Annotated in this window: 25 protein-coding genes; 19 read left to right on the top strand and 6 right to left on the bottom strand. The window is 69.2% G+C overall.

What is annotated here, in order from left to right; translation table 11 throughout:
• Nucleotides 1–64 precede the first annotated feature (64 nt).
• Nucleotides 65–985 carry a GNAT family N-acetyltransferase gene (locus tag A5789_RS29140; RefSeq protein ID WP_082941039.1) on the top strand — a complete coding sequence of 307 codons (921 nt, stop codon included), beginning with the start codon at nucleotides 65–67 and terminating at the stop codon, nucleotides 983–985.
• Nucleotides 982–1995, top strand: a complete 1014-nt coding sequence (locus A5789_RS29135; protein WP_227463002.1) for a 1-acyl-sn-glycerol-3-phosphate acyltransferase — start codon at nucleotides 982–984, stop codon at nucleotides 1993–1995. The genes A5789_RS29140 and A5789_RS29135 overlap by 4 nt, the downstream gene beginning before the upstream one ends.
• A 17-nt stretch (nucleotides 1996–2012) precedes the next feature.
• On the opposite strand, the gene A5789_RS29130 is transcribed toward A5789_RS29135, so the two are convergent.
• Nucleotides 2013–2696: a PAS and ANTAR domain-containing protein gene (locus A5789_RS29130; RefSeq protein WP_227463001.1), complete on the bottom strand. Its 684-nt coding sequence runs from the start codon at nucleotides 2694–2696 to the stop codon at nucleotides 2013–2015.
• 730 nt (nucleotides 2697–3426) lie between these two features.
• On the opposite strand from A5789_RS29130, the gene A5789_RS29120 reads away from it, so the two are divergent.
• Genes A5789_RS29120 through A5789_RS29110 form a run of 3 tightly spaced genes read left to right on the top strand, consistent with a single transcriptional unit; the run spans nucleotide 3427 to nucleotide 6694 of the window.
• Nucleotides 3427–4641 (top strand): PP2C family protein-serine/threonine phosphatase, encoded by a 1215-nt coding sequence (locus A5789_RS29120; protein WP_227463000.1) that lies wholly within the window; start codon nucleotides 3427–3429, stop codon nucleotides 4639–4641.
• 47 nt (nucleotides 4642–4688) lie between these two features.
• The gene (locus A5789_RS29115; RefSeq protein WP_064904564.1) at nucleotides 4689–6251 is read left to right on the top strand and encodes a CHASE3 domain-containing protein; all 1563 of its coding nucleotides are present in this window, start codon (nucleotides 4689–4691) and stop codon (nucleotides 6249–6251) included.
• Complete coding sequence (locus A5789_RS29110) at nucleotides 6248–6694, top strand: response regulator (RefSeq protein ID WP_030515710.1); 447 nt, start codon at nucleotides 6248–6250, stop codon at nucleotides 6692–6694. Before A5789_RS29115 ends, A5789_RS29110 begins: the two co-directional genes overlap by 4 nt.
• A 36-nt stretch (nucleotides 6695–6730) precedes the next feature.
• Here A5789_RS29110 and A5789_RS29105 read toward each other — a convergent pair whose 3' ends face one another.
• Nucleotides 6731–7099 carry an STAS domain-containing protein gene (locus tag A5789_RS29105; RefSeq protein ID WP_062963217.1) on the bottom strand — a complete coding sequence of 123 codons (369 nt, stop codon included), beginning with the start codon at nucleotides 7097–7099 and terminating at the stop codon, nucleotides 6731–6733.
• A gap of 233 nt (nucleotides 7100–7332) precedes the next feature.
• Between A5789_RS29105 and A5789_RS29100 the strand changes: the two genes are divergently transcribed.
• The 12 genes from A5789_RS29100 (at nucleotide 7333) to A5789_RS29045 (ending at nucleotide 17537) form a co-directional block, all read left to right on the top strand.
• Nucleotides 7333–7761, top strand: coding sequence for a hypothetical protein (locus A5789_RS29100; protein WP_064904562.1), 429 nt, complete (start codon nucleotides 7333–7335; stop codon nucleotides 7759–7761).
• Nucleotides 7751–8548 (top strand): RNA polymerase sigma factor SigF, encoded by a 798-nt coding sequence (locus A5789_RS29095; RefSeq protein ID WP_063014558.1) that lies wholly within the window; start codon nucleotides 7751–7753, stop codon nucleotides 8546–8548. The genes A5789_RS29100 and A5789_RS29095 overlap by 11 nt, the downstream gene beginning before the upstream one ends.
• Before the next feature lie 171 nt (nucleotides 8549–8719).
• Complete coding sequence (locus A5789_RS29090) at nucleotides 8720–9145, top strand: ATP-binding protein (RefSeq protein ID WP_063014442.1); 426 nt, start codon at nucleotides 8720–8722, stop codon at nucleotides 9143–9145.
• 187 nt (nucleotides 9146–9332) lie between these two features.
• Nucleotides 9333–9800 carry a peptide-methionine (S)-S-oxide reductase MsrA gene (gene msrA / locus A5789_RS29085; RefSeq protein ID WP_228794851.1) on the top strand — a complete coding sequence of 156 codons (468 nt, stop codon included), beginning with the start codon at nucleotides 9333–9335 and terminating at the stop codon, nucleotides 9798–9800.
• Nucleotides 9801–9806: 6 nt separating this feature from the next.
• Nucleotides 9807–10310 carry a nitroreductase family deazaflavin-dependent oxidoreductase gene (locus tag A5789_RS29080; protein WP_063910777.1) on the top strand — a complete coding sequence of 168 codons (504 nt, stop codon included), beginning with the start codon at nucleotides 9807–9809 and terminating at the stop codon, nucleotides 10308–10310.
• A gap of 147 nt (nucleotides 10311–10457) precedes the next feature.
• Nucleotides 10458–11750, top strand: a complete 1293-nt coding sequence (locus A5789_RS29075; RefSeq protein WP_082941038.1) for a transcriptional regulator — start codon at nucleotides 10458–10460, stop codon at nucleotides 11748–11750.
• A 118-nt stretch (nucleotides 11751–11868) separates the two neighbouring features.
• The gene (adh, locus tag A5789_RS29070; RefSeq protein WP_064903770.1) at nucleotides 11869–13386 is read left to right on the top strand and encodes an aldehyde dehydrogenase; all 1518 of its coding nucleotides are present in this window, start codon (nucleotides 11869–11871) and stop codon (nucleotides 13384–13386) included.
• A complete protein-coding gene (locus tag A5789_RS29065; RefSeq protein WP_063014446.1) occupies nucleotides 13386–13781 on the top strand; it encodes a DUF779 domain-containing protein in 396 nt (131 codons plus the stop codon). Before adh ends, A5789_RS29065 begins: the two co-directional genes overlap by 1 nt.
• Before the next feature lie 165 nt (nucleotides 13782–13946).
• Nucleotides 13947–14729 carry a (Fe-S)-binding protein gene (locus A5789_RS29060; RefSeq protein WP_063014448.1) on the top strand — a complete coding sequence of 261 codons (783 nt, stop codon included), beginning with the start codon at nucleotides 13947–13949 and terminating at the stop codon, nucleotides 14727–14729.
• Entirely contained in the window at nucleotides 14726–16213 is a 1488-nt protein-coding gene (locus tag A5789_RS29055) for a lactate utilization protein B (protein WP_064903768.1), read from the top strand. Before A5789_RS29060 ends, A5789_RS29055 begins: the two co-directional genes overlap by 4 nt.
• Entirely contained in the window at nucleotides 16210–16854 is a 645-nt protein-coding gene (locus A5789_RS29050; RefSeq protein WP_064903766.1) for an LUD domain-containing protein, read from the top strand. The genes A5789_RS29055 and A5789_RS29050 overlap by 4 nt, the downstream gene beginning before the upstream one ends.
• Nucleotides 16851–17537 (top strand): nucleoside/nucleotide kinase family protein, encoded by a 687-nt coding sequence (locus A5789_RS29045; protein ID WP_064903765.1) that lies wholly within the window; start codon nucleotides 16851–16853, stop codon nucleotides 17535–17537. The genes A5789_RS29050 and A5789_RS29045 overlap by 4 nt, the downstream gene beginning before the upstream one ends.
• Here A5789_RS29045 and A5789_RS29040 read toward each other — a convergent pair.
• Together A5789_RS29040 and A5789_RS29035 are read right to left on the bottom strand one after the other, a co-directional pair.
• The gene (locus A5789_RS29040; RefSeq protein WP_064903763.1) at nucleotides 17513–18412 is read right to left on the bottom strand and encodes a PfkB family carbohydrate kinase; all 900 of its coding nucleotides are present in this window, start codon (nucleotides 18410–18412) and stop codon (nucleotides 17513–17515) included. The two genes, A5789_RS29045 and A5789_RS29040, sit on opposite strands and share 25 nt — an antisense overlap.
• A 1-nt stretch (nucleotide 18413) precedes the next feature.
• Nucleotides 18414–18986: a TetR/AcrR family transcriptional regulator gene (locus tag A5789_RS29035; protein ID WP_063014564.1), complete on the bottom strand. Its 573-nt coding sequence runs from the start codon at nucleotides 18984–18986 to the stop codon at nucleotides 18414–18416.
• A gap of 240 nt (nucleotides 18987–19226) precedes the next feature.
• Between A5789_RS29035 and A5789_RS29030 the strand changes: the two genes are divergently transcribed.
• The gene (locus tag A5789_RS29030; protein WP_064903761.1) at nucleotides 19227–20465 is read left to right on the top strand and encodes a cytochrome P450; all 1239 of its coding nucleotides are present in this window, start codon (nucleotides 19227–19229) and stop codon (nucleotides 20463–20465) included.
• A 57-nt stretch (nucleotides 20466–20522) separates the two neighbouring features.
• Entirely contained in the window at nucleotides 20523–20942 is a 420-nt protein-coding gene (locus A5789_RS29025; protein ID WP_174554977.1) for a pyridoxamine 5'-phosphate oxidase family protein, read from the top strand.
• Between the two features lie 54 nt (nucleotides 20943–20996).
• Here A5789_RS29025 and A5789_RS29020 read toward each other — a convergent pair whose 3' ends face one another.
• Together A5789_RS29020 and A5789_RS29015 are read right to left on the bottom strand one after the other, a co-directional pair.
• Nucleotides 20997–22136 (bottom strand): phage tail tip lysozyme, encoded by a 1140-nt coding sequence (locus A5789_RS29020; RefSeq protein ID WP_064903759.1) that lies wholly within the window; start codon nucleotides 22134–22136, stop codon nucleotides 20997–20999.
• Nucleotides 22137–22345: 209 nt separating this feature from the next.
• The gene (locus A5789_RS29015; protein WP_063014463.1) at nucleotides 22346–23353 is read right to left on the bottom strand and encodes a DUF4189 domain-containing protein; all 1008 of its coding nucleotides are present in this window, start codon (nucleotides 23351–23353) and stop codon (nucleotides 22346–22348) included.
• Between the last annotated feature and the right edge of the window lie 97 nt (nucleotides 23354–23450).

The following is a 23450-nucleotide window of genomic DNA, read 5'->3' as shown; positions in this document are numbered from 1 at the left end:
ACTGGCATTCGCTCGACACTCGAACGTCGCCGCCTCGCCGAATCGGCCTGGCTTCATCGACACCATGACGCCATCGTCCGTGCTGAACCCGACCCGCACGACAGGCCCAGGGGTGGCGGCGCCACAGTACTCCCTGGTTGTGTCCTCCGATCTCGACCATCGCCGGGCCGCGCAGCGGCTGCGCTACCGGGTGTTCGCCGGCGAACCCGGATTCGACATTCCCTTCAGCGCCGAGGGCCTGGACGCCGACCGGTTCGACGAGCACTGCGATCATCTGCTGGTCCGCGACGAGGCCTCCGGCGAATTCGTCGGCTGCTACCGGATGCTGCCGCCGGACAAGGTGCGCGCCGCCGGCGGGTACTACACGGCCACCGAATTCGATCTGAGCGCCATGGATCCCGAAGGGCGCCGGATCGTCGAAATGGGCCGCGCCTGCGTGGTTCCGGACCATCGCAACGGCTCGGTGCTGACGCTGATGTGGGCCGGGATCCTGCACTACATCCAGCTCACCGGCTACGACTGGGTGATGGGTTGCGTCTCGGTGCCGATGCGCGACACCCCCGCCGATCCGCCCGGCGCGAACGTGGCCGCGGTCCGGGATCTGTTGCTGAGCAAGCACGCCGGTGATCCGGCCCGCCGCGTGCGCCCGTACCGCCCGGTCGTGGTCGACGGCCGCGGGCTCGACGAACTGGCCGCCCCGGCCCGGCCGAAACTTCCCCCGCTGCTGCGCGGTTATCTGCGCCTGGGCGCCGAGATCTGCGGTGAACCGGCCCACGACCCGGATTTCGGCGTCGCGGATTTCGTCGCCCTCCTCGGCCTGGAAACGATCAACACCCGCTACCTGGAACGCCTGCAGAGCGCTGCGGGAGCCATGGACGCCCGCGCGTCGGAAGGCACAGACGCTCGCGCGTCGGAAGGCACAGACGCTCGCGCGTCGCAAGCCGATGCCGCGCGGGCCCGCGATACGGGCGGAGGAGCACGATGACCGAGACAACCGATTTACGAAGCGGCGCGGACATTGTCGGCCGGACCGCGGCCGCGCCCGCCGGCACGGCAGCGGAGACGCCGTTCGATCCTCGGCCCGTGGCGGAACCGGCGGTTCACGCATGGATGCCCGCGAGTCCGTGCGGCGCCGGCTGTGTGGCCGTGCCCGACACCGCGGGCGCGGTGCGGACTGTTGCGCGGATCGCGGGTGTGGTGGGGTTGCTGGTGGCGTTTCCGGTGGTGAACGTGGTGACGCCGGCTGCCCGGCGGACGGGCTTGCATCGCCGGTACGCACGGGCCGTCTTGCGCTGCTGCGGAATCGCTTTGCGCGTCGTCGACGAGCGGGGCGCGGTCGACGAGGGTGCGGTGCGCGGCGGTGGCTCTCCGGGTGATTCCGGGCGCGGCCTGCTGGTGGTGGCCGCGCACGTCGGATGGTCCGATGTGCTGGCGTTGGCGGCGGTCTCGCCGATGGGCTTCGTGGCCCGCGGCGATCTGGTGTCGTGGCCGGTGCTGGGGCAGCTGGCCCGGCTCATGCGAGTGATCCCGATCGATCGGGATCGGTTGCGGCAGCTGCCCGAGGTGATCGCGGCGATGTCGGCACGGCTGGCGGCGGGGGAGCGGGTGGGCCTGTTCCCCGAGGGCACCACCTGGTGTGGCCGGGCGCACGGCCGGATGCGACCCGCGCTGTTCCAGGCCGCGGTCGACACCGCCACGCCGGTACAGCCGATCCGGCTGCGCTATCTGAACGGCGCCGGCGAGACATCGACGGTCCCCGGCTTCGTCGGCGTGGACACCTTCCTCGACTCGGCCCGTCGCATCCTGCGTGCCAAGGGCATCGTCGCCGAACTCGTCCTGCTGCCGATCGAGGAACCGGGCACCGACCGCCACGACCTGGCCGAGCGCTGTGATCGCGCGATCCGCGGCCGCACCGAGGTGCGCATCGACGCCCACGCCACGGCCGTCGGCACCGGCCCCACCCGCGAGATCGTCGTCGCCGACGCGGTCTCCTGACCGCACCGACCGGCGCCTCAGTCGTGCGGGATCAGGCGGTGGGCGGTCAGGACGATGTGGTCGACGCGGCTGCGCAGGGCGGTGTTCTCCCCGTTCAGGCGGCGGAACTCCTGCACGAACTGCGCGGCCAGGTCCCGCAGCTTGGTGTTGGTCTCCTGCGAACGCCAGCTCAGCACCCGGAACGCCTGTTCGGGGCTGATGCCGTAGGCCAGCGTCAGCGCGCCCTTCGCCTGTTCGATCACCGCGCGGGACTCGATCACCTCGGGCAGCACCTCCGACAGCGCGTCGTTGCGCTCCTCGGCGATCGTCTCGGTGACGTCGACGAAATATCCGCTGGCCCCGACCACCGCGCCGTCGTCGTCGGTGAGTTGTTCGCCGACGACGATGATGTCGTGGGTGTCCCCGTCGGCGTCGACGATGCGGTGCTGGCCGCAGATCGGGTCGCCGGTTTTCACCGACGTCGCGATGCTGGCCGCCAGCTCCTCGCGGTCGTCCGGATGTTTGTGCGATATGAGCAGTTCGGTGGTGGGTTGGGTATCGGCGCCCTGATACCCGTACATCTGCGCCACTTCGTCCGACCATTCCCAGCGCTGATCGGCGAACCAGAATCGGAACCAGCCGACGTGATCGCAGGACTGGGCGCCGAGCACGCTCGTCAGGGGATCGAGCGGCGCGATGCGTGGCGACTGTTCCGTACTCACGTTCCACAGTATCCGCTGTATTGCGGTCGGTTGTTACACCAGGTCGGACGGGATGTGACGTGCCCCGCGCACGCTTTCTGTTTGGTATGAGGGTTTCGGGGCATCTTTCCGTCGGTACACAGGACATCCAACTCGGAGAGGACCGGGATCAGTCGTGGTTGCGTTGCTCATGGTGATCGGCTCGGTATCACTGATCGTCATTGCGGTGTACGCGGCGGTGGTCGCGGTGTGGACGGCGAAATTGCGCCTTCGGCGCACCTCGGACGCCATCCGCGCGGGGGCGCCTCTCCTAGCGAAAACCGTGGTGCACCAGCCTCTCCTCCGATCTCGGGCAGGTGCCGACGCGACGTCCTGATCGTGGCCTGCCCCATGGTGCGCGCAGCGTGGTCGGCCGGGTTCCGATAGGATCGGCAAGCCTCACGGTCGAAAAACGCGCCGCTGAGCAAGTCGGCGTGCGCTCGGGCCGCCACTTCGTTGATCGGAGGCAGCATTGTCGAAGCGTGCCGTCCCAGGCACGGTTGCTGTTCCCTCGTCGCGGTCCGATGCAGCCGGTGCGCTGCGGGCCGACATCGTGCGACCTCGTCGCATCGGCGACGCGACCCCGCGGCCCCGCCCGGCCGCGGTGATGGAACAGTCCCCGCGGTTTCGCGATGTATCCGGCCGTTCCGCGGGCCACTCGTCCGAGGGTCCCACTTCCGCATCCGTTCGAGACGACGGCCGCGGTTCCACCGTGCGCCCGCCCCTCGACGGCGTCACGCCGCTGGGCACCGCCTCCCCGCTCGGGCAGACGATCCTGCTGGTCGAGGACGACCCCGGTGATGCCCTGCTGGTCGAGGAACTCGTTGCCGACGGTGCGCCCGGTGTGCGCCTGGAACATGTGCGCTCACTCGCGGAAGCGGGCGCGTGGCTGGCCGCGGGCCTGCCCGACTGTGTGCTGCTCGATCTGAACCTGCCCGACTCCCACGGCTTGGACGCGCTCGCGCAGTTGCGCGAGTACACCGACCAGGTCGCGGTCGTGGTGATGACCGGCCTGGACGAGGAACAGACCGGCCTGGCCGCGATGGCGGCCGGCGCGCAGGACTATCTGGTGAAGGGCCGGGTCGAGCCGGAGTGGTTCGGCCGGGCCGTGCGCTATGCGATTCAGCGCAAACAGGCCGAGCGCACCACCGCGGCGCTGCGCGCGAGCACCATGCGCGCCCAGGAGAACGCCCGCCTGGAACGCGGGCTGCTCCCCAAGCCACTGCTGCGCGGTGCGCCCATCGTCGATGTGGTCTCGCGGTATCGGCCCGGACGCGCGCATTCGCTGCTCGGCGGCGATTTCTACGACGTCGTCCAGGAGGCCGACGGCACGGTGCACGCGCTGATCGGCGATGTGGCCGGCCACGGCCCGGACGAGGCCGCGATCGGCGTGGGTCTGCGGTTGGCTTGGCGCACACTGGTATTCAGCGGCATCACCGGGCCCCGGCAGCTGCAACTGCTGGAGGAGGTGCTGGTCGCCGAACGCACCGGACCACAGACCTTCGCCACCCTCACCACGCTGTACGCCCCGCCCGGTCGCGGCGCCGTCGAGGTGATCCGGGCCGGTCACCCCGGCATGCTCGTCCACTCGCCGACCGGCACCGAATGGCTGGAGGTGCCCGGCGGACCGGCCCTGGGCTTCATGCCGGGCCGGACGGACTGGCCGGTCACGGAGGTGGCCGTGCCGGCCGGTACCGGGCTGGTGCTGTTCACCGACGGCCTGTTCGAGGTGCGTACCGGTGCGGGCGACTGGCTGGGCGAGGACGGCCTGCTGGCGATGGCGCAAGGGGTGTCGGTCGAACAGCCCGCCCGTTATCTGGACGAACTGCTGGGCCAGGTCGAATCCGCGGCCGCCCCGGCCGGCGGACTCGACGACGATTTGGCGATCGTCTATCTGCGCTGGCACGGGGGTGAGTGGGTCCGGTGAAAGACGTCCGACCCCGCGAGGGGATCGTCGGCCGGCTCACCGCACAGATGTGGTTTCAGCTGGTCCTCGCCCTGATGCTCGTGGTGGTGATCGCCGGTGCGATCGCCGCCAGGCAAATGATCGCCCATACCGACGCCATCGAAGACCGGCTGCTCGATCGCGCCCAGCCGGCCGCGACCGAGGCCTATCGGCTGCAGGCCGCCCTGGTCAACCAGGAAACCGGCCTGCGCGGCTACGCGATCTCGGCCGATGAGCAGTTCATGCAGCCCTACAACCAGGGTGTCGCCGACGAGACCACCGCCGCGGGCCGCCTGCGTGAGCTGGCCGCCGGCCGCACCACACTGCTCGACGATCTGGACGCCGTCGAGGCCGCGGCTCAGCGCTGGCGTTCCGAATACGTGCAGCCGATGATCGCGGCGGCGGGCCATGTATCGCCGGCCGAATCCGCCGCCCTGGTCACCCGCGGCAAGGCGCTGTTCGACGAGTTGCGAAAGAAGTTCGCCGCGCAGAACGCGGATTCCGCGGCCGCGATCGCCAACGACCGCCGCGACCTCGATCACGCGCGCACCGTGCGCGACAGCGTGCTGATCGCGGTGGTGGTCCTCATCCTGCTCACCGGCCTGGCACTGACCGTGCTGATCCGGCGGCTGGTCGCTCGCCCGCTCGACGAGCTCACCGAGGCGTCCCGGCGGGTCTCGGCCGGCGAATTCGATCATCACATCGAGGCGCACGGCCCGGCCGACCTGGCCACGGTCGCCGACGCGGTCGAGGAGATGCGCGTGCGCATCGTCTCCGAACTGGGGTCCTCGCGGGCGCAGGAGGTGCAGCTCGCCCGGCAGGCCGACGATCTGGATCGCCAGACGGTCCAACTACGCCGCTCGAACGCCGAACTCGAGCAGTTCGCCTACGTCGCCTCCCACGACCTGCAGGAGCCGTTGCGCAAGGTCGCCGCGTTCTGTCAGTTGCTGGAGAAGCGTTACGGCGATCAGCTCGACGAGCGGGCCAAACAGTACATCGACTACGCCGTCGACGGCGCCAAGCGGATGCAGCGGCTGATCAACGATCTGCTGACGTTCTCGCGCGTGGGCCGGGTGATCGAGGGCAACGAGCTCGTCGCCCTGGACTCGACGCTGAATTCGGCGCTGGACAATCTGTCCGGCGCGATCGAGGAATCCGGCGCGGTGATCGAGCGTCCGGAGCAGTTGCCCGAAGTCGCGGGCCAGCCGACGCTGCTGACGATGTTGTGGCAGAACCTCATCGGCAATGCCGTGAAATTCCACACCCCCGGTACCGCGCCGGTCGTGCGCATCGAGTGCGAGCCGGGCGATCACCTGGACGAATGGCAATTCTCGGTGTCCGACAACGGCATCGGCATCCCGCCGGAATTCGCGGACAAGATCTTCGTGATCTTCCAGCGCCTGCACAATCGGGAGGACTACAGCGGCACCGGCATCGGCCTGGCGCTGTGCAAGAAGATCGTCGAGTACCACGGTGGCAATCTGTGGATCGACACCGAATACACCGGCGGCGCCCGGTTCCGTTTCACCCTGGCGACCCGGGCCGCCACGCTCGCACCGCTCGAACCCGTATCCGAAGGAGCCGACGCATGACCGCACCGGTGAGCCAGCCCATCGACATCCTGCTCGTGGAGGACGACCCCGGCGACGAGTTGATGACCCGGGAGGCGTTCGAGGACAACAAGATCGGCAATACGCTGCACGTCGCCCACGACGGTCAGGAAGCGCTCGACTTCCTCTACCGGCAGGGGGAATTCGCGCAGGCGCCGCGGCCCGATCTGATTCTGCTCGATCTGAACCTGCCGAAATACGACGGCCGCCAGGTTCTGGAAAAGATCAAATCCGATCCGGACCTCAGCCATATTCCGGTGGTCGTACTCACCACGTCGGCAGCCGAAGAGGACATTCTGCGCAGTTATCGACTGCACGCGAACGCCTACGTGACCAAACCGGTCGACCTGGATCAATTCATCGCCGCGATCAAGCACATCGACGAATTCTTCGTTCAGGTCGTCCGGTTGCCACGACAGCGATGACGCCGGCGGCGAGGAACGCGCCGGGCGGGCGCCGGATCAGGCCGAGGTGGTCTGCTCCGGCGCGGCCAGCGCGTCCGCGACGGTCGGGAACAGACGCAGCAACGCGTCCAGCGCGGTCACCTCGATCGGGCGGCGCACCGCGGGCGACGCGACCACTCGCAGACCGCCCGTCGCGGTGGACTGGGAAGTGGCCAGCAGCACGCTCAGCCCGGCCGATCCGAGGAAACCGACCTCGGTCATATCGAGCACCACGGCGGTGGGCTCGGCCTGCAGCGCCCGGTCGAGAGCCGATTGCAACTCCGGCGCGGAATTCATGTCCACCTCACCGGCCACGGTCACGACCACGGCCGAACCTTCCGTGCGCTGCTCGGTGCGCAGCAGCGGTGACACCCGCTCGCCGCTCATCGGGCCGACCCCAGCGCGAGGCGATTCGTACCGCATTTCGCCACTTCGATACCTCCGGCGTATTCCGATCTGCGCCGCTGTCCGCGGCGTGGCGACGATTCGCCGCTGACCAACATACCCGTTTCGGCGCGATCCGAACGGGGGCCGTCACCGCGATCGGAGGGCGTCCGGCGGGCGCTCGCGTACGCTGTGAAATCGTCTCGCGGCACGATATTTGGGAGCAAGGAATGGGCATGGTCGAGAAAGTGTCCCCGGACGCGGGGACCACTGCGGTCGGATTCCAGGTGCCGGCCGATGCGGCGCAATTGATGATGGTCCGGGCGTTGACCGAAACCGTCGCTCTGGTCGCCGATTTCGGTATCGACGAGGCCACCGATATTCGTCTCGCCGTCGACGAGGTGGTCAGCGCGCTGATCGTGGACGCGGCCGCCGGTTCCGTGATCGATTGCGCATTCACCGCGGGCGAGAACACCATGGACGTGCGCGTCGCCGCCGTCACCACGGCCGCGGGTGGCCCGGACACCAACAGCTTCGGCTGGCACATCGTCTCGACTCTCACCCAATGGGTGAAGACCGAGAGTTCGGACTACGACGCAACCGTGGGCGGGCACCCGACCGTCGTCGAGTTCCGCTGGGCACGTGGCGGAACAGATGTCGACTGAGAACGGTACCGGCACCGCCCGCCACCCCGACGGTTACGACGACGTCGCACCGCTGTTCGTCGAGCTCGCCGCCCTGCCCGAAGACGATCCGGAGCGCGACCGGCTGCGCGAACGAATCATCAACCGCTGCCTGCCGCTGGCCGAGCACATCGCGCGCAAGTTCAGCGGGCGCGGCGAGAACTTCGAGGATCTCCTGCAGATCGCCCGGGTCGGCCTGGTCGCGGCCGTCGACCGGTTCGATCCCTCGCAGGGGTCGCCGTTCCTCGCCTTCGCGGTGCCGACGGTGATGGGCGAGGTGCGCCGCCACTTCCGCGATCACACCTGGGCGCTGCGCGTGCCCCGGCGGATCAAGGAGATCCAGACCGCGCTGGGCCCGACCGTGGAGTCGCTGTCGCAACGGCTGGGCCGGATGCCGCGGGCGCGCGAGATCGCCGAGGAGATGGACGCCGATCTGGGTGAGGTGACGCAGGCACTGATCGCCCGCAACGCCTACCAGACCCAGTCGCTGGACACGCCGACCTCCGACGACGACAGTCGCTCCGGGAATGCGATTCTCGACACTCTGGGCGACGTCGATCCGACCTTCGGTGCGATCGATGACACTCTGACCGTGAAGCCGCTCATCGACGCCCTGCCGGAGAAGGAGCGGTACGTGCTGACCATGCGTTTCTTCGGCGGAATGACGCAGGAACAGATCGCGCACGAACTCGGCTGTTCCCAGATGCAGGTCTCGCGGATCCTGACCAGAACGCTCAAACAGTTGCGCGAGAAGGCGCTGCGCGACTGAGGTAGGCCGACGGCGCCGCATGGCGTACGGGAAAGGGGGTATCGCGGATGCCGAGGAGATCATCGAGTGGAGATCATCGGTTGCGATCGGAATGAGGACATGAGCGGATTTCCAGATCCCCCGGGCGACCCCGCCCCAGGGCCCGCGATACGCGAGCCGCACCCGCTACAGGTGGCCCCCTTCGAGGCGAATTTCCCGTCGCAGGCCGACCGGATCGCCGAGGTGCGCCACGATCTGCGGGCCTGGCTCGAGCGCGAGGGAGTCGGCTCGGAACAGATCTACGACCTGTTGCTGGCGGTGGACGAGGCGTGCACGAACGCCGTGGAACACGGCTACCGCGACGCCACCGGCATGGTCGGGCTGCGTGCTGAGATCAGCGGCTCGGACCTGTACCTGACCATCGTGGACCACGGCAGCTGGGAACCCCGTGCCGAGGTTCCGGATCCCGTGCGCGGGCGGGGACTGGCGATCATGCGCGCCCTGGTGCGCGACGTCGAGATCACCACCGGCGCCGACGGGACCCGTGTCGCGATGCGCGCCGAAATCGCTTCGGCGCCAACGCGTTCGGAGACGACCGCAGGGCGCGACCGGGGATAGTCCGTTAATCCGCCCGGAGAGCGGGTATGCGGAATACGGAAGGCGGCCGAGGCGAGCGCCGCGGCGGGACTTTTCGGGCCCGCACCCGGGTTGTACCGGTGCGAGACTGGGGGCGGGGACCCGATCCGAAGGAGGAAGCGTGACCGACACGCGCAAGGCGATTCTGGCAGGCGGATGCTTCTGGGGTATGCAGGAGCTGATCCGCAAGCAGCCGGGTGTGATTTCCACGCGCGTCGGATACACCGGCGGGCGCAACGATCACCCCACCTACCGCAACCATCCGGGCCACGCCGAGGCCGTGGAGATCGTCTACGACCCCGCGCGCACCGACTACCGGGCGCTGCTCGAGTTCTTCTTCCAGATCCACGATCCGTCGACGAAGGACCGCCAGGGCAACGACATCGGCAGCAGCTATCGGTCCGCGATCTTCTATCTCGACGACGAGCAGAAGGCGATCGCGCTCGACACCATCGCCGATGTGGACGCCTCCGGTCTGTGGCCGGGCAAGGTGGTCACCGAGGTGACCCCGGCGTCCGATTTCTGGGAGGCCGAACCCGAGCACCAGGATTACCTGCAGCGCTATCCGGAGGGCTACACCTGCCACTTCCCACGGCCGGGCTGGAAGCTGCCCAAGCGCGCCGCGACCTCGCAGTAGGCCGTCATGTCGGATCGCACCCGTCGCTCACGTATCGGCAACCCGCTGTCCGCTCTCGGACGGGCGATCGCGCGGATCCCGTGGGTGATGCGCACCGGTCCGGTCGTCGTCGTCCTGGAACGCATCATCCGCCGGCTCACCGGCGGCCGGCACGGAGTGCTCGATCTGGCGGGTCTGCCGTCGATGGAGTTGACGGTGCGCGGACGTAAATCCGGGTTGCCGCGGACGGTGTCGCTGCTGTACGTCCCGGATGGGCCCGAGCGGTATCTGCTGATCGGGTCCAACTGGGGGCGGCCGGAGCATCCGTCCTGGTCGGCGAATCTCGCCGCGGCCTCCGATGCCGAAATCCACAGCGGCGGTAAGCGAATCAAGGTGCGGGTCCGGCAGCTGAGCGGCGCCGAACGCGAGGAGGCGTGGGCCCGCGCGGTGGCCTATTGGCCCGGATACACCATGGAGCAGCGGCTGGCGGGCGCGCGCCGGTTCCGGCTGTTCGAACTGACGCCCATCTGAGCCGGGTTCGATCGTCCGCACCGGCCGGTTTCGCTCCCGCGACGAGCCGACCTGCTGGACAATGGGGCCGAGCCGACGATGTGCGGCCCGGCCCCAGGCGCCGCCGGAACGCACGGTGCGGACCGAGCGGCGACGGGTGAGATGCGGATGCGATCAGGACACGACAGTGCTCTGCTGCGGCGACGCGCGGCACTGGAACGGCAGTGGGCGCGTTGGGTTCCGAGCCCGCGCGATCTCCCGGCGAGCCCGGCCGTGTGTCCTCTCGAATCCGGCCCCGCCGCCTCCGACGCACCGGATCCCGACGCCCCCGATGCCGAGGCGGCGCAGCCCCGGGCCGATGTGGCGCAGTCCTGGGTGCGCTCGCGCGCGTTCGTCGATCCGGCCACCGACTGCGCGCCCGCCGTGGCCGGCGATGTCGCGTCGAAATGGGCCGATTCGCCGCTGCGCGGCCCCATCGCCGAACTCTCCGATCAGCTGCACAGCATCACCCACGACGCCGGATTCGTCGCCGCCGTCACCGACGAAGCGGGAACCATCCTGTGGTCCGACGGCGGCCAGGTGATGCGCCGCCGCGCCGAGCGGGTCGGTTTCACGCCCGGCGGTCGCTGGGACGAGAACCACATGGGCACCAACGCGCTGTCCCTGGCGTTGCACACCGGCCGCCCGAGCAGCGTGTTCTCCGCCGAACATCTGGTCGAGGCACTGCACGGCTGGGTCTGCTACTGCGCGCCGATCCGCGCTGCCGACGGCCGCCAGCTCGGTGTGCTGGATCTGTCCACCACCTGGGATCGCTCGCACCCGCTGGCCATGTCCACGGTGCTGTCGCTCACCGCGGCGGTGGAGGCGAAACTGCAAGGCGGCGTGGCGAATACGGCACCCGGGGTGCGACTGGAATGTCTCGGCGGCGCCGCGCTGACCCGGGGCGGGCGGCCGCTGCGCCTGCGCCGCCGGTTGCTCGAGATCCTCACCCTGCTCGCCCTCGAGCCCGACGGCTACACACCGGAACGGTTGCAGCTGGCCGTCTACGGCGACCGGCCCACCGGTTCCAGCACACTCAAGGCCGACGTCTCGCATCTGCGCCGCGCCACCGGCGGCGATATCAGCAATCGGGTCTATCGGCTGACCACACCGGTGTCCTGCGATGCGACCGATATGCTCGCCGCCCTGGCCGCCGGGGATACCGCCACCGCCGTGCGGCTGTATCGCGGCCCGCTGCTGCCGGGCTCGCAGACCCCGGGCGTCGTCGAATGGCGCGAATATCTGGAGGTCGGTATCCGCACCGCGGTGCTCTCGGCCGGCGAGGCCGAATACGCGCTGGACTACGGCGCCAAAGCGCCCGGTGACATCGAGATCCACGAACACGCGCTGCGGCTGCTGCCCGCTCGCGACGCGCGCCGCGCGGTGGCCGTCGCGCGCTTGCACAGCGCACTGCGAAGCTGACGGCGACGCGGCCCCGCGGCATTCAACCTTGTGCCAACCCTCGGGGCTCATAGTGGTCCACATCACGACGTCCCCTGTCGTGATGCGACCCTTCGTGACTCATCGAGGAGCACCCGTCATGATCTACGCCAAGCCCGGCGCCGAAGGCAGCATCGTCTCCTACGCCGACCGCTACGACAATTTCATCGGTGGCGAATGGACGGCACCGGTCGAGGGCAGATACTTCGAGAATCCGTCGCCGGTCGACGGGGAGACCTTCTGTGAGGTGGCCCGGTCGTCGGCTGCCGATGTGGAGTTGGCGTTGGATGCCGCGCACGGCGCCGCCGACGCGTGGGGTGCGACCTCGGCCGCCGATCGCGCCAACATCTTGAACAAGATCGCCGATCGGATCGAGGCGAATCTCGACCGGCTCGCCGTCGCCGAAACCTGGGACAACGGCAAACCGGTCCGCGAAACCCTGGCCGCGGACCTGCCTTTGGCGGTCGATCACTTCCGCTACTTCGCCGGCGCCATCCGCGCCCAGGAAGGCGGTGTCAGCGAAATCGACGCCGACACCATCGCCTACCACTTCCACGAACCCCTCGGCGTGGTCGGCCAGATCATCCCGTGGAACTTCCCGATCCTGATGGCGACCTGGAAGCTGGCCCCGGCACTGGCCGCCGGCAACGCGGTCGTGCTCAAGCCCGCCGAGCAGACCCCGGCCTCGATCATGAAGGTGGTCGAGCTGATCGCCGATCTGCTCCCGCCGGGAGTTCTCAACGTGGTCAACGGTTTCGGCGTCGAAACCGGCAAGCCGCTGGCATCCAGCCCCCGCGTGGCCAAGGTCGCGTTCACCGGTGAAACCACCACCGGCCGGCTGATCATGCAGTACGCCAGCGAGAACATCATCCCCGTCACCCTCGAACTGGGCGGCAAGAGCCCCAACATCTTCCTGCCCGACGTGATGGCCGCCGACGACGCGTTCCTCGACAAAGCCGTCGAGGGCTTCGTGATGTTCGCGCTCAACCAGGGCGAGGTGTGCACCTGCCCCTCGCGCGCGCTGATCCACTCCTCGATCTACGACGAGTTCATGGCACGCTGCCTGGAACGGACCAAGGCCATCGTCAGCGGCAGCCCGCTCGACAGCGACACCATGATCGGCGCCCAGGCCAGCAACGACCAGTACGAAAAGATCCTGTCCTACATCGACATCGGCCGCAAAGAGGGCGCCGAGGTCCTCACCGGCGGCAGCCAGCGCAAGGTCGACGGCCTGCCGGGCGGGTTCTACGTCGAGCCGACCATCTTGAAGGGCACCAACGACATGCGGGTCTTCCAGGAGGAGATCTTCGGCCCCGTCGTCGCGGTCACCACCTTCGACTCGACCGAGGAAGCCCTCGCGATCGCCAACGACACCCTCTACGGCCTCGGCGCCGGAGTATGGAGCCGCGACGGCAACACCGCCTACCGGCTCGGCCGCGGCATCAAAGCCGGCCGGGTATGGACCAACTGCTACCACGCCTACCCCGCACACGCCGCCTTCGGCGGCTACAAGAAGTCCGGCATCGGCCGCGAGAACCACCGCATGATGCTCGACCACTACCAGCAGACCAAGAACCTGCTGGTCAGCTACTCACCGAACAAACTCGGCTTCTTCTGATGGGTACCCGCGTCGACCTGACCGAGGCAGCGGAGTCGTTGCTGGACAACCTGATTCGACAGCACGGCCCGGTCATGTTCCATCAGTCGGGTGGCTGTTGCGACGGTAGCGCGCCGATGTGCTTCCCGCGCGGGGAATTCCGCGTGGGCGCCTCGGATGTGCTGCTCGGCCGGGTCGGCGCCGATACTCCGTTCTGGATGAGCGCCGATCAGTACGAGTACTGGAAGCACACGTTTCTCACCGTCGATGTGGTGTCCGGGCGGGGGAGCGGATTCTCGCTCGAAGCTCCCGAGGGGGTGCGGTTCCTGATCCGGTCCCGGCTGCTCACCGATGACGAAGTGGCCGAACTCGATTCCGAGCCACCGCCGCTCACCGGGGCGGAGGCGATGAGCTGACCGACGCCGCCGGCGAGGCGGATCCGCGGGTGCACACGGCCCGCAGATCCGTCTCGCCGCGGTGCGTGCGGCGTATTCTGGCCGGGATCGTTCGCGAGTATCCGTATCGAGGTGCCGCTCCAGAAACAGTGCCCGGCCCGCGGCATCGGTGACGAGAGGGGCCGCATGTCGGCGCGTACGGCATTGTTCATCACCTGCGTCAACGACGTCATGTATCCGGGAACCGGCCGGGCGGCGGTGGCCTTGCTGCGCCGGCTCGGCGTCGAGGTCGAATTCCCGATGGCCCAGAGTTGTTGCGGCCAGATGCATGCCAACACCGGGTATCGGGCCGACACCGCGAAAATGGCCCGGCATTTCGTCTCGGTGTTCGGTGACTACGACCGGATCGTCGTGCCGTCCGCCTCGTGCGGCGCCGCGCCGCGCGAGTTCTACCGGGTGGTGGCCGAGCAGGTCGGTGACTCCGGGCTGGCTCGCGATGCCGAGGCGCTGCTCCCCAGAATCCGGGAGCTGACCGAATTCCTCACCGACGACCTGGATGTCGTCGACGTAGGCGCCTACTTCCCGCATCGGGTGACCTACCATCCGACCTGCCATTCGCTGCGCGTGCAGCGCATCGGCGACCGGCCGTACCGATTGTTGCGGGCGGTGGCCGGATTGGAGCTGATCGAATTGCCCGCGGCCGACGAATGCTGCGGATTCGGTGGCACGTTTTCGGTGAAGAACGCCGCCGCCTCCGGCGCGATGAACGCCGACAAGGCCGCCCACGTGCGCGAGACGGGCGCGAGTGTGGTTACGGCCGTGGACAATTCGTGCCTGATGAATATCGGCGGGCGCCTGGCCGCCGACGCGACGCCGGTGCGCGATCTGCATCTGGTGGAAATCCTGGCGCGCACGAAGGCCGACGGGCCGATGCCCGGGCTGCCGGTGGCCGCGGGAGCCCGCTCGTGAGTAAGAATTTCGTGGGCTGGCCCCCGTTCCCGCAGGCCGCGCGCACCGCGACCGCGGACGAACAGCTGCGTGCCACTGTGCACCGTGCCACCCACACCATCCGCGCCAAGCGCGACGCCCTGGTGGCCGAACGCCCGGACTGGGAGGAACTGCGCACTGCCGCCGCCGCGGTCAAGGACGATGTGCTGCGCCGTCTCGACACCTATCTGGAGCGATTGGCGGCTGCGGTGGAAGGCGCCGGGGGAGTGGTGCATTGGGCGACGGACGCGGCCGAGGCCAATGCCGTCGTCACCGAATTGGTCCTGGCCACCGGTGAAACCGAGATCGTCAAGGCCAAATCCATGCTGTCGGAGGAGATCGGGCTGGACGAGGCGCTTGCCGCGGCCGGAATCGACACCCGCGAAACCGATCTCGCCGAGATCATCCTGCAACTGGGCGACGATCTGCCCTCCCATATCGTGGTGCCGTCGATGCACCTGAACCGCAGCCGGATTCGCGACATCTTCCGCCGCGAGATGGGCAAGCACGGCCGCCCCGCGCCGGACGATCTGACGGACGATCCGCAGGCGCTCGCCGATGCGTCGCGGCTGCACCTGCGGGAGAAGTTCCTGCGCGCGAAGGTCGGCATCACCGGCGCGAATTTCCTTGTCGCCGATACCGGAACGGTGGTGATGGTGGAGTCGGAGGGCAACGGGCGGATGTGCCTGACCCTGCCGGAGACGCTGATCACGGTGGCCGGCATCGAGAAGGTGATTCCGAGCTGGCGCGACCTGGAGATCTATCTGGAGTTGCTGGCCCGCAGCGCGACCGGGGAGCGGATGTCGCCGTATGTGTCGACCTGGACCGGCGTCACCGCGCAGGACGGTCCCTCGGCCTTCCACCTGGTCCTGGTCGACAACGGGCGCACCCGCGCCCTGCGCGACGAACTCGGGCGGGAAGCGTTGCGCTGCATCCGGTGTGGCGCCTGCATGAATATCTGCCCGGTCTACGAACGCACCGGCGGACAGGCCTACGGGTCGGTTTATCCGGGGCCGATCGGCGCCATCCTCAACCCGTTGCTGAAGGGTGCCGACGATCCGCAGACCGCCGCGCTGCCGTATGCCTCCGCGCTGTGCGGGGCCTGCGACGACGTCTGCCCGGTCGGCATCGATATCACCGGGAATCTGCTGGCCCTGCGCCACCGGGTGGCCGAGGGTGAGGCGGCGGTGAAACATCGCGTGGAACGGGTGGCCTTCGCCGCGATGGCGGGAGTCATGAGCCATCCGGCGCTGTGGGGCGCGGCCGTGCGGTCGGCGGCGCGCATCGGCGTCGCGGTCCCGAAGCGGCATCTGCCCGGTCCGCTGAGCGGGTGGACCGACAGCCGGCGGGTACCCGACATTCCGGCCGAATCGTTCCGCCGCTGGTGGGCGCGCACCGAGGGCGGCCGCCACGGCGACGGACCCGGGCCGCGCGACACCGCGAACGAGGACGGGGGCCGGTCGTGAATGCGCGCGAGACGATTCTGCGGCGCATCCGCGAGGCCATCGGCGAACCGGCGGACGCGGTCACCGTGCCGCGTGACTACCTGCGGACCGCGCCGGGCGTCGACCCCGACGATCGCGCCGCGATCCTGGACCTGTTCGAACAGCGACTGCAACGGTATGGGGCGCAGGTTCATCGGACCACGCCGGCAGGGATCGCGACGGCCGTGGATCGGGAACTGCGGCGTGCGTCGGCCCATGTGGTGCTGACGCCACCCGGACTGCCGGACATGTGGACGGCACTGTGGGCGGACCGCTCCGAGCACCGGGTCGTGATCGACGACCCGCCCTTGACCACGCCCGAGCTGGGCGAGATCGACGCGGTCGTGACCACCTGCGCCGCGGCGATCGCGCAATCGGGCACGATCGTGCTCGACGGCGACGCCGGCCAGGGCCGCCGCGCGCCCACGCTCGTGCCCGACTGTCACATGTGCGTGGTTCACGCGGAGCAGGTGAAAACCGCGCTGCCGGAGGTTGTTCCGCGTCTCGACCCGCGCCGCCCGACCACCTGGATCAGCGGTCCGTCGGCGACCGTGGATATCGAGATGACCCGCGTGCAGGGCGTGCACGGGCCCCGGCGGTTGATCGTCGTCCTGGTCGAATGAGGGGCGGGAACATCGTGAAGGTGACGGGGTCGGGTGAGCTGGCGGCGCGGATCGTGCGCGCGGCGGATGATGCGGGCGGACGCCGGTACCTGGTCGGTGTCGCCGGACCGCCGGGAGCGGGAAAGTCCACGCTGGCACAGGCTTTGGTGGATGCGGTGCGGAGGTCGGGAGTGTCCGCAGAGGTGGCGGGGATGGACGGATTCCATCTGAGCTCGGCACTGCTGCGAGATGCCGGCGCGCTCGCCCGCAAAGGGCAGCCCGATACCTTCGATGTGGCGTCGTTCGTCGCCCGGCTGCGGCGGTTGCGCGACAGTGCGATCGGCGTGCCGGTGCCGTGGCCGGTCTACGATCGGGCCCACCACGACCCGGTCCCGGATGCGGTGGTCTTCACCGGCGAACGGGTCGCGATCGTGGAAGGGAACTACCTTCTGCTGGATCGGCCGGGATGGCGGGAGGTGCGGGAATATCTCGACGAGGTCTGGTACCTCGATGCCGAGGAAGCGGTCATCGAACAGCGCCTGCTGCGCCGGCATCTGCGCGGCGGTAAATCGCCGGATCGGGCAGAAGCCATGGTGGCCGGCAGCGATCTGCCGAATGCCCGTCTCATCGCGCGGACCGCGGACCGAGCCGACCTCGTGCTGCGCGCGGTCTCGGGCGGCTACCTCATTCGCCCGGGTCGGTGAGCCTGTCCCGGGGTGCGCGGCTCACCGAGCCGGTCTCCCCATGCGCGGGTGCCGAAGAACCGGCACGACAGGGTGGCGACCGCGGCGGCGCGGGTGAGCGCGTCGGCGAAGTCGTGGCCGCGCGAGTGGTAGGCGCAGAACGCGCCGTGCAGAATGTCCCCGGCGCCGAGCGTATCCGCGCCGTCCACCTCGCCCACCGCGATCTCGTTTCGAATCCCGTTGGCGGAGTAGAGGATCGGTTGCTGTCCGCGAGTGACGGCCACCGCCCGGACCCCGATCCGGTGCAGGTGGTCGAAGACGTCCTCGGCGCCCGGCGGCGCGAACGAGGCCGAGCAGATCGCGATGTCGACCAGCGGCAGCAGTTGCGCGTGTTCGGGCTTCCAGCGTCCCCCGTCGAGCACCACCGGAACTCCCGCGTCGCGCGCCACCCGTGCGATGCCGAGGGCCAGTTCGATGTGATGCCCGTCGACGAGCACCACCGGCGCCTCCCGGACGAGATCGGCGAATGCGTGGTCGAACGGCGCCTCGATCCCCGAACCATCCAGTGAGACAATGGTTCTCGTCCCGGCGCCGGCCGCGACCACGATGGACGAGATCGGCGGCGGATCGGTGCGCCGCGCCGTGGTGTCGACGAGTTCCACGCCGTGGGACCGCAGATCGTCGCGGATCAGCGCGGTGAGCGGATGCCGGCCGACGGCGGTGAGCAGCCGGGCCCCGCCGGTCAGTATCGCGCACGCCACCGCGGCATTGGCGGCCGGTCCGCCGGCGCCCAGAAATTGGTCGCGCGCACGGGTTTTGGTGTCCTCGGCCGGATAGGCGTCGACGGCGTAGGCGAGGTCGACGGTGGTGAGACCGACGAAGAGGGGGACGTTCATCTCATCCCTTCCGCGCCGGTGCGGCCGGACGCATCACGAGCGGGCCGACGAACCGCTCCACCGTCCGGCGTTCCGCGGCGGCGTCGGGCAGCGGCCAGGTGAGCAGCGACAACACCACCCTTACGATCCACTGTGCGGCATCGTCGTCCGCGGCGATTCCGGTGAGCGCGGTGGCGATGCCGCGCAGTTCGGGCGTGGCCACCACCTGGTCGCCGGTGGCGCCCGCACCGGCCAGGAACGCCGACAGGGTGGGTTCGGCGCGGATCGCCGCGAGCGAGGCGAGGACGGCCTCCACCACGCGCCGCGGGCCGCGCAGCGGTGCCACGGTCGCCGCCACGCGTTCGGCGATATCCCGCGCCGCCGAGGCCGTCACGATCCGGACCAGTTCCGGCTTACCGCCGACGTGCCGGTACACGGTGGCCCGGGAGCAGCCCACGCGTTCGGCCACGTCGTCGATGCTCACTCGCTCTATTCCGCGTTCCAGGAAGAGGTCGGCGGCCGCCGCCTCGATGCGCGAGCGGGCGACGGTGCGCCGGACCCCGCCCGCAAGCCAGTCCACCTCGGTGGTTCGCATCGCCGGATACGATCCCTTCACTCTGCGGCGTCTCGAGACGAGACGATATAGCGCTATTGTCTCACGTTTGCCTTCTCTCGGTATATGCCTGTGAAGTGCGTAGACAACGGCGGTTCACGTGTTCGGGCTTGTCGACGAACGCGCGGAGGCGGTCTTCCGCGTCTCACTGTGCGACACCGATTGACACTCGTCTCCACCGCGCGCACGGTGAGCGCACCCGTTCCCGGAGGGAGTTCACCGATGACCACGACAGTGCCGGACGGATCCGAACTGTTCCTGTCCGCCCATCTCGACGATCCGTACCCGCTCTACGACCGCCTGCGCGACGAGGCGCCGGTCTACCGGGTGCCCGGCACCGGCTTTCACCTGGTGTCGTCGTGGGATCTCGTGACCGACGCGGCCGCCCGCACCACCGAGTTCTCCTCCCACCTCACCGCGGTACTGCTGCGTCATCCGGGAGCCGCCGCCACCGCCTTCGATCTCGACGGCGGCGGTCGCGCGGTGCATGTTCTCGCCACGGCCGACGATCCGTCCCACGCCGTTCACCGCAAACTCGTCTCGAGTGTGCTGGCCGGGCGCATCCGGGAACTCGCGCCGATGGCCGAGGATCTGGTCGACCGGCTCTGGTCGGAACACGTGCGCGACGGCCGCATCGACTGGGCCGCCGAGATGGCCGACCGCCTGCCGCTCGCCCTCGTCGCGGCAGTGATCGGGCTGCCCGGCGACGATGTGCCACAACTGCTCGAATGGGCCTACGACAGCACCGAAATGCTCGGTGCCGTGGTGGACGCGCACCGTCTCCCGCGACTGGTGCAGTCGGCGGCACTGCTCGCCGGCTACCTCGCCGAACAGCTGCGGCGGACGCGGGGCGCGGCGGAACCCGACGGTCCGCCACGCACCGTGCTCGACGCGCTGGCCCGCGCGTGCCGCGCCGGCACGCTCACCGAGGAGGTCGCGGTGCTGATTCTCGTTCAACTGGTCGGCGCCGGCGGCGAATCCACCGCCGGCCTGATCGTCTCCGCGGCCCGAATTCTGGCCACCCGCAGCGATATTCAGCACCTGCTGCGCGCCGAACCGCACCTGATTCCCGCCTTCCTGGACGAGGTGCTGCGCCTCGAATCCCCGTTTCGCGGCCACTACCGCCACGTCACCACCGATACCCGTCTCGGGGAGGTGTCCCTGCCCGCCGGAAGCCATCTCCTGCTGTTGTGGGGCGCGGCCAATCGCGATCCGGCGATCTTCCCGCAACCGGCCGCTGTCGAGTTGAACCGCCCGAATATCAAGTCGCACACCGCCTTCGGCCGCGGGCTCCACTTCTGCGTCGGCTCGGCCCTGGCGAAACTGGAAGCCCGCACCGCGATCACGACCCTCCTCGACCGCAGCACCGACATCCGCCTCGCCGCACCGCCGCAGTGGACCCCGAGCATCCTCGTGCGCCGCCACACCACCCTGCCGCTGCTCATTCGCGGTGCGGAATAGGACACCCGTCGCCACGGGTTGTCGCGAACACAGACCCGACTCGCGAAAGGACCGTCGATGCCGACCATGACCCGTACCGAGCGTGAGAAGTTCCTCGCCGAATTGCACGTGGGGGTGATCGCCGTCGAGCGGCCCGATCGGGCGCCGCTGGCGGTGCCGATCTGGTACGGGTACGAGCCCGGCGGGGAGGTCGTGCTGTGGACCGACGCCGGGACGCTGAAGGAGCGGCTCATCCGGGCCGCCGGGCGGTTCTCGATCACCGCGCAGGTGGAACAGCCGCCGTACCGGTATGTCACCGCCGAGGGCTCGGTCACCGCGATCGACGCGGCGTCGCCCGAGGTGGTCCGCGCGATCGCGGTGCGCTATCTGGGACCCGAGGAGGGGGCCGCATTCGCCGAGCAGAACCTCGGCCCGGACTCGGTGGTGATCCGGATGCGGCCCGAACGGTGGCTGAGCACCGACTACTCGAAGCAGTAGCGCGCCGAACGCCGGGAGCAGTGATGTCGCCTCGGCCGCGCCCCGCCGCCGCACTCACACGGCGAGCGCCGACTTGTTGTACTCCTCGAGCAGCCCTGCCGCGTAATTGCGCCGGTCGTTGGTCGAAAGGCCCGCGCTCTTCTCGTAGTACCTGTCGAAGGCCTCGGCCACGGTCCGGGCGTCGTTGGGGTTCGCGGCGACGGCATTGTTCGCCTGCTGATAGTCGCCACCGCGCAGTTCCTGAACCATGTAATCCAGATGGGTATGCCAGTCGCCGATATTCTCACCGGGCCTCTGCGCGAAGGCCTGGAGGCCGGAAAGCCGGTTGAAACGCCACTGGAACAGGCCCTTTGCCGATCCGTTGTCGCCGGTGGCGGAAACGTCGAATCCCGACTCGAATTTCGCGTTGGCGACGATGCCGGCGGCCTGCGCCGGTGTGAAGTGGTAGGTATCGATGAGGTACTTCATCATCGCCATCGCGGTGGGCTTTTCCGTGGTCGGAATGATCGCGGTACCCATGGATCCGGACTGGCCGCTCCACGGAGTGCTTCCGTTGTATCCCGCTGGAGTGGCTCCCGCGGAGGGACTCGAACCGGTCGATACAGCCGGTATCGGATTGCCGGTGGAGGACGGCGGGGCGTCGCTCTTGATCTTCAGCGCCGCGGCCGCGGCCTGGTCGGAGACACCGTGGACTTTGTCGTATGTCGTGCCGACGGTCTCCCACACGCCCTTGAACAGGCCGTCGATGATGTCCCTGGGCAATTCCTTGTGGGAGGTGCCGTCCTTGTCCTTCACCGTCCGCACGGATTTGAAGGAGGCGTCGATCTTCGTGTTGAGTTCTCCCACCGCGGTATCGACGGCCCCGTAAGCCTCGGTCACGGCATCGCCGATGCCCGCGGTTCGCACCACGATGCCCGCGTCCTTGCGCTGGATGCCGGACGTCGCCGTGTGCATCTGGCTCTTGTGATCGCTGTACTTGTCGATCATCGCCGACTCGTCCTCGGGATTGGCGATTCCCTGGCCGCGCAACATTCCGCGCAGGTCGGGCGCCTTCGACGGCGTGCCCGAACCGAGCAGCCGAACCTGTTCCTGGATAACCCCTTCCGCGGCGCTGAAAAGCGCTTTCAAGCCCGCCGGCGCACAGTCCGGGAGCTCGTGCAGATCGCCCAGTCGGCTGGTGCCATCGGAGCTCATCGGGGCCTCGCTCTCAACCAGGCAGAGTCGACACGCGTCGGTGACCGGACTTCCCGGAACGGGAGGGAGGTCGTCGACCTTCGGCGACACGGTATTTCGTGTGCGCCGCCGGCGCCGACCCGGTGGTGCCCACCGACATCACTGCCGGAAGCATAAGGGTGGCGTCGGGAGGCTTTACTCCCGTTGCTGGGAAGAGATCCGTGCCGTTCCTACTCCGTCGCGCATTTGGACCATTTGTTGAACGGTCCCGACACCCCGTAGTTGTCCTGTGCGCTGCTGATGGCCTTGGATTCGGCCTCTTCGGCGGTGGTGCCCCAGGTGGAGGCCCAGCCGTTGTTCTGGCCGACCACCACCGCCACGCAGGCGTTGCGCGCCCACGCGGCCGGCTGTGCGCAACCGGGGCAACGGGTTTGGACCTGGTTGGTGGCGTCGTCGGAGCTGACCGTGCTGCGCGCCCAGGTCACCTTGCCGGTATCGACGTCGTAGCCCGCGGCGATCCAGACGTCGGCCGGGGTCGGCGGAGGCGGCGGGGGAGCGTTGCGGGTGGTCTCGCGGGTCGTGGGCGCGGTCGAGGTCGAATACGTCGGGGAGGGGCCGGCGCTCGTCGACCGGTCGGCGGCCGCATCGGTATCGCTGTTCTTGTTGTGGTTGTGCACCACGATCACCGCGACGACCGCACCCAGGACCAGGACCGCCACGACCACTGCCGCGACGATCGCCAGCACCTTGCCGCCACCCGAATTCGGTTGCGGCGCACCCGGATAGGGGTAGGGCTGCGCGCCGCCGTACTGCGGGTCGGGATACGGCTGCGGATACGGTTGCGCGCCCGGATATCCGCCTTCGGGGTAGCCGCCCGGCGGATATGCCTGCCCGTACATCGGGGGCTGATTCGGGTCCCCGGGATACGGCACGCCGGCGGGATATCCCTGTCCCGCATGCACGGTGGGATCCTGGGAACCGGGCGGCGGCCCCGGTTGCCCGCCGGGATAGGCCTGGGTCGGCGGCGCCGGCTGCCCGGGGTAGGCCTGGGTCGGCGGGGCGGGCTGTCCCGGATAGGCCTGGGTCGGCGGAGCCGGTTGCTGCGGGCCGGGCCCGCCGGGCTGTGCGCCCGGATCCGGCACGCCGCCGGGGTAGGCCCGGGTCGGCGGCGCCGGGGGTGGGCCCGGCTCGCCGGACGGCGGCTGCTGCGGGGAATCCGAACGATCGTCGGTGGCCATCGCCTACCGCGCCCGGCTCGTCGAAATGCGCTGTGTCGTGGTCGGTGTCGACATCGACCGTGCCCCCGTCCGTGCTGTGAATCGTATCGGCGAGCCA

This window comes from Nocardia sp. 852002-51101_SCH5132738 (assembly GCF_001665695.1).
GTDB classification, from domain to species: Bacteria; Actinomycetota; Actinomycetes; order Mycobacteriales; family Mycobacteriaceae; genus Nocardia; species Nocardia nova.
This window is presented reverse-complemented; position numbering and strand designations above follow the sequence as displayed.